The organism is Luteolibacter flavescens (assembly GCF_025950085.1).
Classification (GTDB): Bacteria; Verrucomicrobiota; Verrucomicrobiia; order Verrucomicrobiales; family Akkermansiaceae; genus Haloferula; species Haloferula flavescens.
The window spans coordinates 78,332-94,473 of record NZ_JAPDDS010000010.1; the positions used below are offsets into that span (position 1 = coordinate 78,332).

The 16,142-nt window shown below is 65.1% G+C and carries 13 protein-coding genes and 1 pseudogene; 6 read left to right on the forward strand and 8 right to left on the reverse strand.

Going from position 1 to position 16,142, the window contains the following annotated elements; genetic code table 11:
• Positions 1-126: 126 nt before the first annotated feature.
• The 5 genes and pseudogenes from OKA04_RS24810 to OKA04_RS16990 all read right to left on the reverse strand — a co-directional run bounded on the left by OKA04_RS24810 (position 127) and on the right by OKA04_RS16990 (position 4,080).
• A complete protein-coding gene (locus tag OKA04_RS24810; RefSeq protein ID WP_484522097.1) occupies positions 127-1,095 on the reverse strand; it encodes an RluA family pseudouridine synthase in 969 nt (322 codons plus the stop codon).
• A pseudogene (locus tag OKA04_RS24815) lies at positions 1,090-1,923 on the reverse strand (sulfurtransferase); the annotation flags it as partial. The pseudogene OKA04_RS24815 and the gene OKA04_RS24810, both read right to left, overlap by 6 nt.
• A 60-nt stretch (positions 1,924-1,983) precedes the next feature.
• On the reverse strand, positions 1,984-3,276 hold the full coding sequence (locus OKA04_RS16980; protein ID WP_264502390.1) for an RNA polymerase sigma factor: 1,293 nt from the start codon (positions 3,274-3,276) through the stop codon (positions 1,984-1,986).
• 5 nt (positions 3,277-3,281) lie between these two features.
• Positions 3,282-3,677 carry a YciI family protein gene (locus tag OKA04_RS16985; RefSeq protein WP_264502391.1) on the reverse strand — a complete coding sequence of 132 codons (396 nt, stop codon included), beginning with the start codon at positions 3,675-3,677 and terminating at the stop codon, positions 3,282-3,284.
• A gap of 28 nt (positions 3,678-3,705) precedes the next feature.
• Complete coding sequence (locus OKA04_RS16990; RefSeq protein WP_264502392.1) at positions 3,706-4,080, reverse strand: DUF1428 domain-containing protein; 375 nt, start codon at positions 4,078-4,080, stop codon at positions 3,706-3,708.
• A gap of 358 nt (positions 4,081-4,438) precedes the next feature.
• Between OKA04_RS16990 and rpsB the strand changes: the two genes are divergently transcribed.
• Together rpsB and tsf are read left to right on the forward strand one after the other, a co-directional pair.
• Positions 4,439-5,122, forward strand: a complete 684-nt coding sequence (gene rpsB / locus OKA04_RS16995) for a 30S ribosomal protein S2 (protein WP_264502393.1) — start codon at positions 4,439-4,441, stop codon at positions 5,120-5,122.
• 118 nt (positions 5,123-5,240) lie between these two features.
• The gene (gene tsf, locus OKA04_RS17000) at positions 5,241-6,107 is read left to right on the forward strand and encodes a translation elongation factor Ts (RefSeq protein WP_264502394.1); all 867 of its coding nucleotides are present in this window, start codon (positions 5,241-5,243) and stop codon (positions 6,105-6,107) included.
• Positions 6,108-6,264: 157 nt separating this feature from the next.
• On the opposite strand, the gene OKA04_RS17005 is transcribed toward tsf, so the two are convergent.
• The 3 genes from OKA04_RS17005 to OKA04_RS17015 all read right to left on the reverse strand — a co-directional run bounded on the left by OKA04_RS17005 (position 6,265) and on the right by OKA04_RS17015 (position 10,712).
• Complete coding sequence (locus OKA04_RS17005) at positions 6,265-7,200, reverse strand: IS110 family RNA-guided transposase (protein WP_264502395.1); 936 nt, start codon at positions 7,198-7,200, stop codon at positions 6,265-6,267.
• Positions 7,201-8,064: 864 nt separating this feature from the next.
• Entirely contained in the window at positions 8,065-9,342 is a 1,278-nt protein-coding gene (locus tag OKA04_RS17010) for a tetratricopeptide repeat protein (protein ID WP_264502396.1), read from the reverse strand.
• On the reverse strand, positions 9,339-10,712 hold the full coding sequence (locus tag OKA04_RS17015) for an AAA family ATPase (RefSeq protein ID WP_264502397.1): 1,374 nt from the start codon (positions 10,710-10,712) through the stop codon (positions 9,339-9,341). The genes OKA04_RS17010 and OKA04_RS17015 overlap by 4 nt, the downstream gene beginning before the upstream one ends.
• Positions 10,713-10,895: 183 nt before the next feature.
• On the opposite strand from OKA04_RS17015, the gene OKA04_RS17020 reads away from it, so the two are divergent.
• The 4 genes from OKA04_RS17020 to OKA04_RS17035 all read left to right on the forward strand — a co-directional run bounded on the left by OKA04_RS17020 (position 10,896) and on the right by OKA04_RS17035 (position 16,109).
• Entirely contained in the window at positions 10,896-12,098 is a 1,203-nt protein-coding gene (locus tag OKA04_RS17020; protein ID WP_264502398.1) for a TolB-like translocation protein, read from the forward strand.
• Between the two features lie 256 nt (positions 12,099-12,354).
• Positions 12,355-13,182 (forward strand): DUF4465 domain-containing protein, encoded by an 828-nt coding sequence (locus OKA04_RS17025; RefSeq protein ID WP_264502399.1) that lies wholly within the window; start codon positions 12,355-12,357, stop codon positions 13,180-13,182.
• A gap of 36 nt (positions 13,183-13,218) precedes the next feature.
• Positions 13,219-15,207 (forward strand): TonB-dependent receptor, encoded by a 1,989-nt coding sequence (locus OKA04_RS17030; protein WP_264502400.1) that lies wholly within the window; start codon positions 13,219-13,221, stop codon positions 15,205-15,207.
• Complete coding sequence (locus tag OKA04_RS17035) at positions 15,204-16,109, forward strand: hypothetical protein (RefSeq protein WP_264502401.1); 906 nt, start codon at positions 15,204-15,206, stop codon at positions 16,107-16,109. Before OKA04_RS17030 ends, OKA04_RS17035 begins: the two co-directional genes overlap by 4 nt.
• Positions 16,110-16,142: the final 33 nt, after the last annotated feature.

Below are 16,142 nucleotides of genomic sequence, written 5' to 3' on the forward strand. Positions count from 1 at the left end.
ACCCGGCCACAAACAGACATCCCGCCACCGATCCACCGGACATCAATGATCTCCCGCCACGCATGCTGAAAAAACAGCATTTAGACTCACGGAACACAAGCCCCTAGTGCTGCTTTTACAGCATTTTTACAGAGTCACGCCGGCACCCGCCCATTCCGGTGCCGGTGCCTCGAATCGCGAGAGCACCCCGGTGAGCGGATGCGTGAAGGCGATCTGCCATGCGTGCAGCGCCATCGGCGGATCGCCCACCGCAAGCGTCTGCGTGTCGCCACGCTGCCCCTGCGGCAGATAGACCGGGTCGCCCACGATGGGATGCCCGGCATGCCACAGGTGGATGCGGATCTGATTCGTGCGACCTGTCAGCGGCCGCACCTCCAGCAGCGCGGTGCCGTCCGCATCGCGGCTCACCACGCGGAAGTCCGTCTTCGAATCCCGCCCCTCCCCGGTGATCTCGCGCGCGCCCAGTTCGCAGGCTTCATCGGAAATCGCGGCATCCACCGTGAATGCATCCTCCGCCGGATGCCCGTGGACGCGGGCCAGATAGACCTTTTCCACCTCGCCGCGCGAAAACTGCGGCTGGAGCAGCTTCGCGAAATGGCGGGTCCTCGCGCACACCACCACGCCGCTCGTGTTTGCATCCAGGCGATGCGCCGGGCGCGGCTTTTCCGGGTGCCACGCCTCGTGGAGGAAGTGGGTCAGCGTATTGCGGTGGAAGCGCCCGCACGAGTGCATCGGCAGCGGCGCGGGCTTGAGCAGGACAATGACCGCCTCGTCCTCGTGCAGCACCGTGATGCCGGCATTCACGTCCGGCTCGATGGTACCGGGGAAGACGCGGATCCACTCCTCACCCGCGCGCACCGTCTGGTCCGGCGATGCCGGGCGACCCTGCGGATCGAGCACGCCGCCATTTCCCAGCAGCCCTCTCCAGTCAAAGTCCGCGTAGGAAAACAGGCTCTCCAGCGCCTCCAGGATCGTCTTCCCGTCCTGCTCGCCGGGTATCCGCAGCGGGCGGCGGTTCTCATACGGCAGGCTCCCCGGCAGCGGGCTCGTCACGCGTGCGAGCGCCTCCTGCCGGGCTACGATGCGCTCCGCCATCTGGTCCGCGCCGGACTTGTAGCAATGCGGGCACGAGACATTCGGCACATGGCGCGGGTCCTCCTGCTCCTCCGCCGTGAGCGGCGTCTGGCAGGCGAAGCACACCGCAGAGCCAGTCTCGCTCAGCGCCGGGTCCACCCCCACGCGCTGGTCGAAGACGAAGCACTCGCCATCATAGTGATCGCCGCCGACTTCCTCGAAGTACTTCAGGATGCCGCCCTCGAGTTGATACACCTCGCGGAAGCCCGCCTGCTCCATGAAGGGCGCGGCCTTCTCGCAGCGGATACCGCCGGTGCAGAATGTGACCACCGGCGCGTCCTTCATTTCCGGCGGGAGCTTTGCCACCGCCTCGGGGAAATTCCGGAAGTGGTCGATGCCCGCGGGGATCGCGTTGCGGAAGGTGCCGAGCTTCACCTCGTAGTCGTTCCGCGTGTCGTAGAGGATCACCGGCTTGCCCTCGTCCAGCCATTGCTTGAGTTGCTTCGCCTCCACCCGCGGCGAGGTGTAGGCCGAGGGGTCGATGCTCTCGACACCGAAGGCGATGATCTCCTTCTTCAGCCGCACCAGCATCCGCGAGAAGGGCTGGTCGTCGCTGAAGCTGTATTTCGGCGCGAGGTCTGCCAGTCCCGGCAACGCGCGCAATTCCGCGACAAGCTCGTCCACCGATTCCCTCTCCCCTGCGATGAAGAAATTGATGCCTTCCGGCGCGAGCAGGATGGTGCCTTTCAGCGAGCGCTCCTTGCAAAAGGCGATCAGGCGCTCGCGCAGGGCCTTGAGCCCGTCCATGCGAGCGAAGCGGTAGCAGGAGATATTCGTGACGGCGGGCACGCCGGGACCGTGAGACGGACCGCTGGCGGGGAAAAGCGTGAATTGCAGCGAGCCCGCCGCTTATCGGGTCACGGACTCCCCCGCCCCCACGCAGCCATTCAGCTTCTCCGTGAGGAAAGCCCGCTCGGTCTCCACCGGCGTCTGACGGATCGCCTGGCGGAAATGGTCAGCCGCCTCGTGCTCCCGGCCCAGCCGCAGCGCCAGATCCCCCAGCACCGCGTGATACAGGTGATAGCTCTCCAGCAGGCGGCGGTCCGGGATGGCGGCGATCGCCTCCAGCGCGGCCTCCGGTCCCTGCACCTTCGCCAGCGCCACCGCGCGGTTCAATGCCACCAGCGGCGATCGGCTCTGGGCCACCCAGTGATCGTAGTGAGCGAGGATGCGCGGCCAATCCGTGGACGCGTCGTCCGGGGCGGTCGCATGGCAAGCGGCGATCCCCGCCTGGAGATGGTATTCTGAAAGGGAGTCGCCACGCGTCGCATGCGCGAGGTGCAGCATTCCACGGGCAATCTTCTGCCGGTCCCACCGCGTGCGGTCCTGCCGCTCCAGCGTGAGCAGCTCGCCCTCCGGACTCTCCCGAGCTGGCAGCCGCGAGGCATTGAAGAGCATCAGCGCCGCCAGCGCATGCACCCGCGGGGCATCCGTGCGCGGGTGCTCGGCCAAGTGGCCCGCGAGGCGGATGGCCTCCTCGCAGAGATCCGCCCGCACCAGCGCATCGCCGCTGGACGCCTTGTAGCCCTCGTTAAAAAGCAGGTAGATCACCTGCAGCACCGCATCCATCCGCTCCGCCAGCTCGTTGCCTGCCGGGATCTCATACGGGATCTGCTGGTCCTGGATCTTCTGCTTCGCGCGCGTGAGGCGCTTCGCCACCGCCGCCTCGCTGGCGAGGAAGGCGCTGGCGATCTCCGGGATGCCAAAGCCGCACAGCGTCTTCAGCGCGAGCAAGGTGCGGTCGTCATGCGGGATCTGCGGGTGGCAGCAGGTGAAGATCAGCCGCAGCCGGTGATCGCGGATCTCATCGTCGAATTGCGGGCCATCCTCGGGCATGCGCTCCAGCGTGGCGGCGATCTCGTCCTGTTTTTCGTGGAAGGACTTCTCCCGCCGGAGCAGGTCCAGCGCGCGGTTCTTCGCCGTCTGCATCAGCCACGCCGCGGGGTTCGCCGGCACCCCATAGTAGGGCCACGTCTGCAGGGCGCGGATCAGCGACTCCTGCACCACATCCTCCGCGAGCTGCAGCCGGTGGATGCCGAAGATCCCGGTGAGCGCGGAGATCATCTTCCCCGCCTCCTGGCGGAAAAGATGCTCCGCCAGCCGGGGGATCTCCGGCGAGGAGGGTGCGGCTTCCCCGTTCATATCCATCAGGCCATCGCGTGGGCTCTCGCCTCCTCCACCATCCGCGCCGCCGGGCAGGCCGGGGCCACGGGACGCACCTCCACCTTCATGCCATACGGCAGCGCCGGGCACAGGCGGGCGATCGCCAGCGCCTCATCCATCGTCGCCGTCCTCACCATGAAGAAGCCGCCGATGGACTCCTTCGACTCGGTGAAAGGCCCGTCCGTGTGCGCGTCGCCGGTGACGACGTGGCCGTCGCGCTCCAGCGGGCTGGCCGCAATGATCATGCCCTTCTGCTGGAGGCCGTCGAACCACGCGGTCCAGTCCGCCATGATGCGCTGGATCTCCTCCGGGGCGAGATTCTGGTGCCAGTTCGTGCCGCGGAAAAGCAGCAGATGTCCGTTGTTCGTGTCGTGATTCATGGGAGTGCCGGGTTGGATGGGTGGGTTATTATGCCTGCTTCGATGCGTGCACCAGCGTGGTGAAGCCGCCGTAGGCCATGCGCTTGCAGTCGAAGGGCATCGCCGACGGGTCCTCCATGCAGCCGAGACGCGGGTCTTTCATCACCGCCTCATTGATCGTGTCGCGCTGCTCGCGGGAAGGATACGTGATCCATGCAAAAACGACCGTTTCATCCGGGCCGCAGCCCGCCAGCGCCTTGAAGGACGTGCAATGCTCCGTGTCCAGGTCGTCGCCCAGGCACTCGCGGTAGTCCAGCGCGCCATGCTCCATCCAGACCACCGCGGCGGTCTCGGAGAGTTTCTTGTAGGCCTCTACCTTGTCCTTTGGCAGCGGGAGGACGAATCCATCGACGTAAATGCTCATGGTATCAGGTGGTTACAGGTTCGGGAGTTTCGTGATTTCACAGGAACGACGGATGGCACCCGCCTTTCAGGACAAGAAACTCCCGGAAATCGCCGAAAAGGCAAACGGGGGCTTCCGCGATCCATCCGCTCCGCCCCCTTCCGCTCGCATAGGCATTTCCGCCGTGCGTGCTTGAAATCCAAGGGCCATCCACCGGGAAAATCCCCGGCTTTTCCCTTGCCAAGGTGCCCGCGCCTCCCTATCTCGTCCGCCCCTTCCAGCGCCGCCGCCCAATCAACGGGAGACCGAAGGGACCGAACACGCGGTGGGTCTTCCAAAAATCGCCCGGCCTGAATCAAGGCGGGACAACACAGTCACAATGATCAACGAACTCATCAGCGAGATGGTGGACGCAGGCGTCCACTACGGCCACCAGACCAAGAAGTGGAACCCGAAAATGAAGCCCTACCTCATGAAGGACAAGGGCGGCATTTACATCATCAACCTGGAGCAAACCGTGAAGTGCCTGGACAAGGCCTCCGATTTCCTCTCGGGCCTTGCCGGCAAGGGCAAGAAGATCCTCTTCGTCGGCTGCAAGCGCCAGGCTCAGGACGCCGTCCGCGAAGCCGCCGAGGCCACCGGCCAATACTACGTGAACCACCGCTGGCTCGGCGGCATGCTCACGAACATGACCACGGTCAAGAAGTCGATCGAACGCCTCAAGTGGCTCGAAAACATCGAGAAGCAGCCGGAGTTCAAGTCGATGTCCAAGAAGGAACTCTCCGCCCTCGGTCGCGAGCGCGAGAAGCTCCTGCGCAACCTCCGCGGCATCCGCGGTCTGGAAGGCAAGCCGGACGCCATCGTCATCGTTGACTCCGCCCGCGAGTCCATCGCCGTCGCCGAGGCACGCCGCCTGGAGATCCCGATCGTCGCGATCGTTGACACGAATGCCGACCCGTCCGTGGTGAACTACCCGGTCCCCGGCAACGACGACGCCGTCCGCTCGATCCGCATCATCCTCCAGAACCTGGTTGACGCCATCGTCGTCGCCAAGAAGGGCTGATCCGTCACTCTTTCCCGGCTGCGGACCAGTGCCGCAGCCGGTTCCCTTCCGCGGATCGGGCCTTCAAACGCCGATCCGCTTTTTCATTCAAGATTCCCATCACGTTTCCTTTTTTCCCATGATCACCGCATCTCTCGTCAACGAACTCCGCAAGAAGACCAACGTCGGAATGATGGAGTGTAAGAAGGCCCTCACCGAAACCAACGGCGACATCGACGCCGCCGTGACCTATCTCCGCGAGCGCGGGATGATGAAGGCCGCCGCCAAGGCCGACCGCGAAGCCTCCGAAGGCATCATCGCTGCCCGCCTGTCGGACGACGGCAAGAGCGGCATCCTGATCGAAGTGAACTGCGAGACCGACTTCGTGTCCCGCAACGACAACTACGTCGCCTTCGTCGGCCAGATCGCTGACACTCTCGCCGCCTCCAGCGCGAAGACCCTCGAGGAAGCCCTCGCAGTGCAGATCGGCGACATCTCCGTCGAAGACTTCGTGAAGGCCAAGACCCTTGAGCTCGGCGAAAACATGCGCCTCCGCAAGTTCGAGCGCTTCGACCTGCAGGACGGCGGTGCCATCGCCCAGTACATCCACATGGGCGGCAAGGTCGGCGTGCTCCTCGAAGTGTCCGCCACCAACGGCGACACCGCTTCCAAGGAAGAATTCCGCGACCTCGTGAAGGACATCACCCTCCACATCGCCGCCGCCGCACCGAAGGGCCTGTCCCGCGACGAGATCACCGCCGACATCGTGGAAGCGGAGAAGAACGTCTATCGCGCCCAGCTCGCCGCCGAAGGGAAGCCGGAAGCGATGATCGAGAAGATCGTCGAAGGCAAGATCGGCAAGTTCTTCTCCGAAGCCGTGCTCCTCGAGCAGGCCTTCGTGAAGGACCCCGAAACCAGCATCAAGAAGCTGGTGGAAGCCAAGGGCAAGGAAGTCGGCGACACCCTCGTGGTGAAGCGCTTCGTCCGCTTCGGCCTCGGTGAATAAGCCTGCTAGCTAGGCCGGGCACACAAAAGGTCTCCCGCTGACAACCGCGGCACCCGCGCCCTCCCTCTCACCCACGCCCGTCTCCGCTCATCCGGAGGCGGGCGTTTTTCGTTCCCCTTGGGAGCGCGTGCCACCGGCTCGCTTAGCAGTGGTGTTTTCAGGCAAGGACGAAATCAGGGTTCGCCAGCAGTTTGTTCAGCACGCTGATCATTCTCCGCATCACCGCCACGATCGCCACTTTCGCGGGTTTGCCCGCCGCGACGAGCCGGTCGTAGAATGCCTTCAGCACGGGGTTGGATCGCGCCGCCGAAAGCGCACCCATGTAGAGGACATGGCGCACTTCCTTGCGCCCGCCGCGGATCCGTCGCCTGCCGCAACTGTTGCCGCTGTCCTTGGGATGCGGGACCACGCCCGCGAGGCAGCCCACCGTCTTGTCCGGCAGCGTCCCCAGCTCGGGAAGGAAAGCAAGCAGGGTGTGGGCGACCACCGGCCCCACACCCTTCAGTTCGCACAGCCGCGCCGCCTTGCCTGCCAGCCGGGCGGATGAGGCCACATGGCTGGCAATGCGGGCGTCGGCCTGGTCGAGCAGGCGTTGGGTCGAGCGCAGCAGCTTGAGCAACATCTGGCGCAGGAATCCTTCGGCGTGCTCGAGGCGGTTGTTGGTGTCGGTGACGAGGTCGACCATCACCCGGCGGGCTTCCATCATCTGGCGCAGGGCGACGGCCTCGGAATCGGGTTCCACCATTACCGGAGGCGTGAGAGTGGCTCCGTAGGTGGACAGGAGCCGGGCATCGATGCGGTCGGTCTTGGCAAGCATGCCCGCGGCGAGGGCGAAATAGCGCACCCGCGCCGGCTGGACGACCGAGACCGGCACGCCGCGCCGGAGACACGCGCCGGCGAGGAGCTTCTGATAGCCTGCGGTGGATTCGCAGACGAGATGGGGCGACGCCACGCCGGCGATAGCGGCGAAGAGATCCTCCAGCCCGCCGGTGGAATTGGCGACCTGCAGGTGGGGCTGTCCGGGGATGTGGACGTCGAGGCGTGCCTTTGACACGTCGATGCCGACATGGGTAGTAATGGTATGGTGGTTCATGGCTCAATCTTGCGATGCGGGTTCAAAGACCCATTCAGTGGTTCGAGCATTGAACCGGGAGCGGAAGCCGACGGCCATAAGCTAAGCGACGGACTCTGAGGTCCTGGACGGTCCCGGCCTGAAGGCATCCGCTGCGGGCGGGGGAGGCCACCCCCGCCCGCATTCTCCCGGAGCGTTGGCGAAGGAAGCACAAAGGGGTGCTTCCGGCGATCCGCCGCGGGTGACTTCCTCCGACGAGCTTTGTAAGGGCCCATTCTCGGAAGCCACCCGCGGCGGATCAGGGGTTTTGGGGTGGCATTTCTGAACATACAGGACGGTCGAGCGAAGCACGGGTGAAAGCCGCTCCTCACCGGGAACTCACGCCTAGGAGCGCCGGTCATCAGACCGGCCCGAGTGGTCCCTGCTCGCGGATGGAGACTAGGTGACCCGGGGTAGGCTGCGACTTTGGGAAAGTAGAAGTGGTGACAACGAAATAGGCGAAAAGGACGAAATTTGAGATATGCCTGCGAAGGGTGGGATTGCTCTTGTTTTACACCCGGCTCCCTATGCCGTATTTTGTCTATCTGAAGATCATAGCTCAGACAGATGGTCGAGTTACCGGATCAGCCACTCTCCCACTCCGGCCTGCCTTTCTTTCGTCAATTTCGTTTGTTTCGTTGTCGTGCCACCTGCCTTTCCAAAAAGCGGCCGCTCGCGGGGGTGCAGGGATCTCCATCAGCAGTCAGGGACCACTCGGGCCGGTCTAATGACCGGCGCTCCCAGGGGGGCATCCGGTGATGGGTGCATGCAGGGTTGCTTCGCCTACCTGCCAAGCGAGCCGGTGGCACGCGCTCCCGGCTTTGCCGATCCTCGTGCTCCGTTACATCACCTCACCTTCCCCCTCCTTAGCGCCGGGATGCCGCCGATCCACGTGGTGGCGGCGAGGGCGACTAGGGCGACGGTCAGCATCTTGCCCGTGGCGTCATTCATCAGCGGCTCGTGCACGGCGCGACGGAAATCATGGAGGCAAATCAAGGCACCGCAGCCGAGGATCGTGAGGGTGGTCAGGCCGAAGACGATGCGCCCCTTCACCGAGGGATTGTCAAAAATCAGCGAGCCCGGGATGGACGCACCAATCATGGCCCCGCCGACGAAGGCGATACCGGCGGGTAGCACGGTAAGCCCCAGCACGAGCAACAACAGGCCGCCGAAGAACAGCCCGCCGACCGCGAGTCCGTCCAGCTTCTCCTGGCGATTCAGCGAAAGCCTCGCGAGGGAATCCTTCAGCAGGAGGAAATGCCCGAGCCCGCTCGCGAGCCAGCTGCCGAAGGTAAGGAGCAGGTACGCGACGACCAGCGGCACTGCTGCCAGCGGATGGATCATACTCAGCAGCTCCCGACCAAAGCGGAAGGCGACGATGATGCCGATGATGATGAGCCACCGGTTCTTCTCCGAGTGACGGTTCAGGAAAAAGACCCACTTCAGGAAGAGTCGATAGAAGGGCGAGCGCGCCTTGTAGGCCTCGCGCAGCCCCAGCCGTGCATGCTCCATGCCGGGGTCCAGCCGCAGGGCTTCGCGGAAGAGATTCTCCGCCTTCTCCCGCTGGCTACGGTTCAGCGCTGTCCAACCGGCCGTGGCGAAGGTCCAGGCATTTTCCGGGTCGCGCTCGAGGTGGCGGTCGATCTCCACCTCGGCCTCACCGAAGCGCTTCTGGAGACGCAGCACCGTGGAGAGCAGGTTCGACGCATCGGAGAAATCCGCGTCAAGTTCCAGCGCACGTCGTGCCGCCGCCTCCGACTCGGGGAGCTGGCGCTTCGCCAGCAGCGCCTTGCCACGGCACACCCAGGCAAAGGCGAACTCTGGGTCCATGCCGATCGCCTTGTCCGCAGCCGCCAGCGCGTCGCTGTCACGATCCAGCGACAGCAGGATGGCCGAGCGGATCGCGTGCGCGGAGGGATTCTCCGGTGACAGCGCGACGGCGCGGTCCACATCTTCCAGCGCCTTGCGATAGCTCTCGCCCTCAATAAGCCGCGTCACCGCCAGCTCGTAGTGCGCGAGGAAGCTATCCGGATCCAGTGCCAGATGCTGGTGTAGGGCCGCGATGGCCTCGGGGTAGCGCCGGCTATCCCGCAGCAGGCGGGCGCGCAGGAGGAGATCGCTCATTTCTTCAGGCCCAGATAAACGAGCACGTCATCGTAAAAGCCGCTCTGGTTTGCATAGAGGGCGTAGTTCTTCGCGCTCTCGAACCACTTGCGGGTCGAGGGCTTCACCTCCTTGCTGGCATTCAGCAGCATCTTCCCGGACACAGGGACCACGGCACCCTTGCGCATCGCTTCGGAAAGCGCGGCCTCCGTCGCGAGGTCAAAGACGGCGCGCAAGTCCGCACCGGAAAAGCCGTCCGTTTTCTTCGCGATCGCCGCGGGATCGAAGTCCACCAGCGGCTTGCCGCGACCGTGGATACCCGCGATCTCGCGCCGCGCCGTCTCATCCGGCGGCGGTACGAAGACGAGCCGGTCAAAGCGGCCGGGGCGCATGAAGGCACCGTCCACATGCCACGGCGCATTCGTCGCGCCGAGGATCAGCACGCCGTCATTCGACGCGCGCGAGCCGTCCAGCTCTTCCAGGAATTGATTGATGATCCCCCGCCCTGCCGACTGCCGCATGTCGCGGCGGTCCGCGGCGAGCGCGTCGATCTCATCGAAGAAGAGCACCGAGGGCGCGGCCTTGCGGGCGAGTTCGAAGATCTTGTGCAGCTTCTGCTCGCTCTCGCCGATGTACATGTCGAGCACGTGGTGGAGCCCGATGGAGAAGAAGGAGGCATTGATCTCCCCCGCGGTCGCACGCGCCAGCAGGGTCTTGCCGCAGCCCGGCGGGCCGTAGAGCAGCACGCCGCCGCCGGGCTTCTTGCCGTAGGCGGCGAAGAGCTCGGGATTCTTCAGCGGATGGATGATCTTCATCCGGATGTCCTCCTTCACCTTTTCCATCCCGCCGACGTCGGCGAACTTGATGTCCGCCCGCACCCGGAATTCCAGATCCAAGTCGCGGGCCGTCACCGCGTCCATGCCGGAGAAAGGCGAGTCGTCATCGTCGTCGATCTCCACCGGCCCCGCGGAGGTCATCGCCGTGCGCTTCTGCCCGCCGCCCGCCTTCAGGATGGCCTGCAGCAGTTCATCATCCGCCACCGAGCGATCGAGATCCACGGCCACGTCATAGAATCCACGAGCCGTGACGGCCTCGCCTTCATCCAGAGCGATGCGTGCCCGCAGCAGCCAGGCCGGCGCATACTTCGGCTTCATCTCGCAGAGCGCCTCCAGGCGCACCATCGCCTGCGAACTCTCCCCGGAGAGATCGAGCAGGCGGGCGATGCCGAGCAGCGCATCTGCATGGTCCGGCTGGAGCTTCACCACCCGCTCGAAAAGAGCCAGCGCCTCGGCCAGCTCGAAGTGATCCTCGTGGGCCTTTGCCACCAGCATCAGCAGGGGGAGATTGTCGGGGGAAGCGGCTAGCGCGGCCTTCAGGGCGTCCAGATCCATGCGGGGAGGAAAGCGGAGATAGAGGATCAATCAAGCCCCGGCACTCCACCTTTTGATTATCAGTCCATTTCAACACTCCCGACACCTCGGCTAGCCCCACGCCCCACAGCCCGGTCGCGCCTTGCAAAGAGGCCACAATTTCCACGTTTCCCCCGGATGTCGGTATGTTAGACCATCTCCAACATGAATGATCGCATCGCCCTGCTTGCCGATGGCCGCCTGATCCTGGCCGCTAACGACGGCACGTCGAAGCGTCACGACTGTCAATTCGCCGCCGACATCGAGCGCCGCGAGCAGCAGTCCGCCGAAAAGAATTCGTGGCTGCGCGGCGACCAGGAGGCAGGCGGTGGCATGTTCTCCCGCTCCTCGCTGTGGGGCGGACGGGGCGTGCCGCGCTCGGTCTCGGTGCGCCCGCGGGTCGTGGCCGTGGCGGGAGGAGATCGCCCGGACTCGATGGTCTACGCGCTGTGGACCGGTGTGGTCGGCGCGGTGCTGGATTTCGATTTCGTGGAGGGCTACGAGCGGCGGGTCTTTCACCGCGAGCGCTTCCATGTCTCGGAATTCGACCGCCACTCCGGGGACGGGCGCATCGCGTGCCGCTTCGGCGATGACGAGGTCTCGCACATCGCGGTGCTGGAGCCGGACGGTCGCCATGCCAAGCCGGTGACCGAGGGCGACTCCATCGATGCCGCGCCCTCCTGGGTGCCCGGGCGCGAGGCGATCCTCTACCATTCCGCCGGGCTCTCGCGGGATCCGCAGGGCTACATCCGCGGCTTCGGCCCCTTCGGCATTCATCGCATCGATCTCACGGGCGGCGAACTTGAGACCGTCCTTGAAAGCCCCACCCACGACTATCTCGCTCCCCAGGCCGACGAAGCCGGGAATATCTACTACATCCGCCGTAAATACGAGGGTCCGGAAGGCCCCCGCCCCTCCGTGTGGGTCACGCTGAAGGACACGCTGCTCTTCCCCTTCCGCATCCTCCGGGCGCTGGTCGATTTCTTCCAGATATTCTCCAGCATCGTCAGCAAGAAGCCGCTCACCACCGCCGGAGGGCCGAAGCAGCAGGGACCGGAGCCCGTGCGCATGTGGATCGCCGGCCGCATGATCGACGTGCAGAAGGCTGGCCAGGCGAATGCCCCGGACGGCGCCCTCGCCCCGGCCGACTGGGAGCTGGTGAAGCGCACGCCGGACGGCACCGAGACCGTCCTGGCCCGCCACGCCCTCGCTTACGATGTCTCCGCCGATGGGCGGATTGCCTGGAGCGACGGGAAAAACCTGCACCTCATCGCTGCGGACGGCAGCAAGCGCAAGCTGCTCAGCGAGCCGCTGATCGACTCGGTGAAGTGGCTGCGCCCCTTCGAGGGAACGGCGGAACAAGGATAAGGCGACCGCCGGAAAACTTCGCCCTTGGCATCCCCGTCCGAAAAGCCACCCTCCGCCCGCCGCGGGATAGCCGTGGCTCCAGTCGGGAAGCCCGTGGCACGGGCAGGAAATCGATGGGGAATCCGGTGCGACTCCGGAGCGGTACCGCCACTGTAAATCCCGAGCTGCACCGCAGCCCGGGAAAGCCAGATCGCCAGCCTGACGGAACACGTCTGAAAGAACCCGCGGATCTCGGGTTCACGGATCACCATACGACATGCATCAACCACAGAAGGCGCTCCTCACGCGGGCGCTCGCGACGGTCCCCCGCCCCCTGCTGGCGGTGGGAATCACCTTGGCAGCCACCCTTTCCACCCAAGCCGCCGTCATCACCTTCGATGACCTGGATGCTGGGACGAATGGCTACTGGAACGGCTCGGACGGAAGCGGCAGCTTCACCACCGGCGGTGCCACCTTTGTGAACGGCTACGTCCCCGCCTGGGGCTCCTGGTCGGGCTTCGGCTATTCCAATCAGGGCAATACGACGACGCCCGGCTGGGGGAACCAATACAGCTCCTACACCGGCGGCGACCGCAGCGGCAGCGGCAACTTCACGCTCGCCTACGGCAGCTCGACGGTGGGCGAGCCCGGGCCGTCGATCTCCTTCGCCACGGACACCAACCTCACCGGCCTCGGCGCGTATTTCACGAATACGACCTACTCATATCTCTCGATGAGCCAGGGCGACGGCTTCGCGAAGAAATTCGGCGGAGCCAGCGGCACGGATGCGGATTACTTCAAGCTCACCATCCACGGCTACCTGAATGGCGGTTCGACGGGCACGGTGGATTTCTACCTCGCTGACTTCCGCTTCGAATCCTCGGCACAGGACTACATCGTGGACACCTGGCAGTTCGTGGACTTCTCCTCGCTGGGCATCGTGGACGAGCTGAAGTTCTCCTTCGACTCGTCCGACGTGGGCGACTACGGCATCAATACTCCGGTCTACTTCGCCATGGATGACTTCCTGGCCGTGCCGGAGCCGTCCGCCGCGCTGGCATCGCTCGCCGGTCTGGCCCTGCTGGCACGCCGCCGCCGTCGCTAAGACCGGCGCAACCCCGCTCCGCACCGGACCCGCGCCATGCGACTCACCTCCATCCCCGCGCTCGCGGCGATGATCCTTCCGCTTTCCCCGGCCACCGCGCCGGGGGAAGAGGAGGAGGATGAGCTGCAGCCGCTGGTCGTGGAGGCGGACCGGCACTCGGTGCTGCCGGAGCACTTCGCCGGCAGCGCCACCGTCATCGACCGGGAGAAGATCGCGAAATCCGGAGTTCGCTCCGTGGCCGACCTGCTGGCCACGCAGGGCGGCATCCGGCTCACGAATACGTCCGGAAACGCCTCGGACAGCACCGTGCACCTGCGCGGCTTCGGCGAGAATGCCTCGTCGCGCGTGCTCGTCCTCATCGACGGCCGCCCGGTGAATCGACCGGACATGGCGGGCGTCTCGTGGCTGGAGGCACCCGTGGCCCGGCTGGAGCGAGTGGAGATCCTGCGCGGTAGCCAGAGCGCCCGCTTCGGCGACAATGCCGTGGGCGGCGTGATCAATCTTGTCACCCGCGGAGGAAGTACGGAATCCACCGTACTTGAGGGAGCCGGTGGCAGCGACGGCTACACGCTCGCCCGCATCAGCCACCGCAGCCTGATCGACGGGCACGGCATCACCTTCGATGCCGAGCGGAATTTCACCGACGGCTGGCGGGACAATGCCTTCAGCGAACTGGAGACTGCGGCTCTCCGCTGGGACAAGCAACTCGCCGACTGGATCGATGCCGATCTCGGCGTCTCCTGGGCGGATGAGCGCGGCGGCTTCCCCGGCCCGCTGACAAAGCAGCGCTACCTGCTCGACCCGCGCCAATCGATCTACGCCCAGTCCGGTCAGGCGCACCTCTATTTCAGCGAGCAGACGCGCTGGACCGCGGATGGCACGCTGACCTTTGGCAAGGCGGGCGGGCCGACCATTGAGGTGCCGCTTTCGATCTACCAGCGTGACCTCGCGTGGAATTTCGGCCCGGGCTATCACACGGACAATCTTCTCAATACCTACACGCTCTCGCCGCGCTTCGGCATCACCGGCGACTCGTGGTCGGCGGAGGCCGGGATCTCGCTGCGGCGGGACACGCTGGAGCTCTCGCAATTCGCCGAGATCCAGCGGCGGAACCGCACGACGGACGCATCGCTGGAGCGGGACATCGCGGGCATCTTCGCCGGCGCGGAGTGGGAGCCGTGGAAGTACTGGCACCTTAGTACTTCAGCCCGCTGGGAGCATTCGTCGGTCGGCGCGGACGCCCGGAGCTACCGCTTCCCCGCGAATCCGGCGCTGAATTTCGCGCGCGAAACCGACGAGTCGAACTCCGCATTCCAGGCCGGGGTCCGCTGGGAGGGCGCACGGGATGTTTCCGCGTGGCTGCGCTACGATCGCCTATATCGATTGCCCTCTACTGACGAGATCGCCTCCTATCAGGGGTATCCGCTCACCGTCCCCTTCAATGACCGCCTCCGTGCGGAGACCGGCGACAACGTGGAGCTCGGGGCCGAGTGGACGCCCGGCGCATGGACCCTGCGCGTGAACGGCTTCGCCCAATGGCTGGAGGGCGAGATCGCCTACGACTACCTGCAAAATCTCAATGTGAACCTGGCCGACACCCGACGTCTCGGCCTGGAGACCACGCTGGGCTACCAGGCTGGCATCTGGGATGCGGCACTGCATTTCACCGCGCTCCAGTCCGAATTCCGCAGCGGCACCTACGAGGGCAAGGAGGTCTATCTGGTGCCAAACCGCGAACTCACCGCCACGCTTGGCTGCCGCCCAAAGGACTGGCTCAGCCTGCAGGCGGAGTATCAATACGTCGGCGATGCCTTCGAGGGGAATGACTTCCAGAACACCCGCGAGAAGCTCCCGTCCTACGGCGTCGCAAATTTCCTCGTCCGCTACGAACCGAAGCCCGGACTCTCCCTCTACTGCCGCATCAACAATCTCTTCGACGAGCGCTACGCCACGGTGAAGTACAGCGGGATCTGGTATCCCGCCGCCGGGCGACAGGTGCTCATCGGCATCCGCCGCGAACTATGAAGCTCCGCCTGCTCGCCTTCCTCATCCCTGCCACCCTTCACGCGGGTCCCTACGCCGGAGTCGCCGGACCGGGCAGCCCGGCTGTCTCGAAGGATGACTCGCGCATCGTCGCATGGGCCAGCGGCCACTCCGAGGTGACCTACGGCGTGGACGTGGACAACATGTGGAGGACGCCGGAGAAAGCCACCGGCAAGGCCACCACGGACGTCTATGATATCGTCTGCCTCGGCAATGGCGGCCAGATCACGATGTATTTCCCCCACTCCGTGCGGGATGGTGCAGGTGCGGATTTCGCGGTTTTCGAAAATTCTTTCAGCGACACTTTTCTCGAGCTCGCCTTCGTCGAGGTCTCCAGCGATGGCGTGAATTTCTTCCGCTTCCCGAGTGCCTCGCTTACTCCGAGTAAGGTCGGCCCATTCGACACGACGATGGACCCGACGAACATCGACGGCCTCGCCGGAAAGTACCGTGGCGGCTATGGCACGCCCTTCGATCTCGCATCGCTCCCCGACTCGCCCCTGCTGAACAAGCAGCGCGTGGCCTTCGTCCGGATCATCGACATCATTGGAGACGGCAAGACGAAGGACAGCAGCGGTCGCCCGATCTACGATCCCACGCCGGTCATCGGCAGCGGCGGCTTCGACCTCGATGCCATCGGCGTGATCCACATCAATGACGGCGACTTCAGCCTGGTGAACTTCACCCTAACGGGAACCACCGCCGCGCTGGAGTGGCAGAGCAATCCCGGCCAGAGCTACCGCATCGAGTCCGGCACGAAGCTCGACGACTGGCAGCCTGTCGAAACCGTCACCGCCCGCACCAACCGCGGCACCACGCTGCGCACCGTGAACTTCGCCGCCGGGCCGCGGCGCTTCTGGCGGGTGGTCCGCACCTCGCCCTGACGCATAGCACCCGCGATTCTGCATTGCCGCGGG

Excerpts from the sequence above, each read along its gene's own strand:
- OKA04_RS24810 (WP_484522097.1), bottom strand. The coding sequence starts at position 1,095 with ATGGCGGAGCGCATCGTAGCCCGGCAGGAGGCGCTCGCACGCGTGACG.
- OKA04_RS16980 (WP_264502390.1), bottom strand. The coding sequence starts at position 3,276 with ATGAACGGGGAAGCCGCACCCTCCTCGCCGGAGATCCCCCGGCTGGCG.
- OKA04_RS16985 (WP_264502391.1), bottom strand. The coding sequence starts at position 3,677 with ATGAATCACGACACGAACAACGGACATCTGCTGCTTTTCCGCGGCACG.
- OKA04_RS16990 (WP_264502392.1), bottom strand. The coding sequence starts at position 4,080 with ATGAGCATTTACGTCGATGGATTCGTCCTCCCGCTGCCAAAGGACAAG.
- rpsB (WP_264502393.1), top strand. The coding sequence starts at position 4,439 with ATGATCAACGAACTCATCAGCGAGATGGTGGACGCAGGCGTCCACTAC.
- tsf (WP_264502394.1), top strand. The coding sequence starts at position 5,241 with ATGATCACCGCATCTCTCGTCAACGAACTCCGCAAGAAGACCAACGTC.
- OKA04_RS17005 (WP_264502395.1), bottom strand. The coding sequence starts at position 7,200 with ATGAACCACCATACCATTACTACCCATGTCGGCATCGACGTGTCAAAG.
- OKA04_RS17010 (WP_264502396.1), bottom strand. The coding sequence starts at position 9,342 with ATGAGCGATCTCCTCCTGCGCGCCCGCCTGCTGCGGGATAGCCGGCGC.
- OKA04_RS17015 (WP_264502397.1), bottom strand. The coding sequence starts at position 10,712 with ATGGATCTGGACGCCCTGAAGGCCGCGCTAGCCGCTTCCCCCGACAAT.
- OKA04_RS17020 (WP_264502398.1), top strand. The coding sequence starts at position 10,896 with ATGAATGATCGCATCGCCCTGCTTGCCGATGGCCGCCTGATCCTGGCC.
- OKA04_RS17025 (WP_264502399.1), top strand. The coding sequence starts at position 12,355 with ATGCATCAACCACAGAAGGCGCTCCTCACGCGGGCGCTCGCGACGGTC.
- OKA04_RS17030 (WP_264502400.1), top strand. The coding sequence starts at position 13,219 with ATGCGACTCACCTCCATCCCCGCGCTCGCGGCGATGATCCTTCCGCTT.
- OKA04_RS17035 (WP_264502401.1), top strand. The coding sequence starts at position 15,204 with ATGAAGCTCCGCCTGCTCGCCTTCCTCATCCCTGCCACCCTTCACGCG.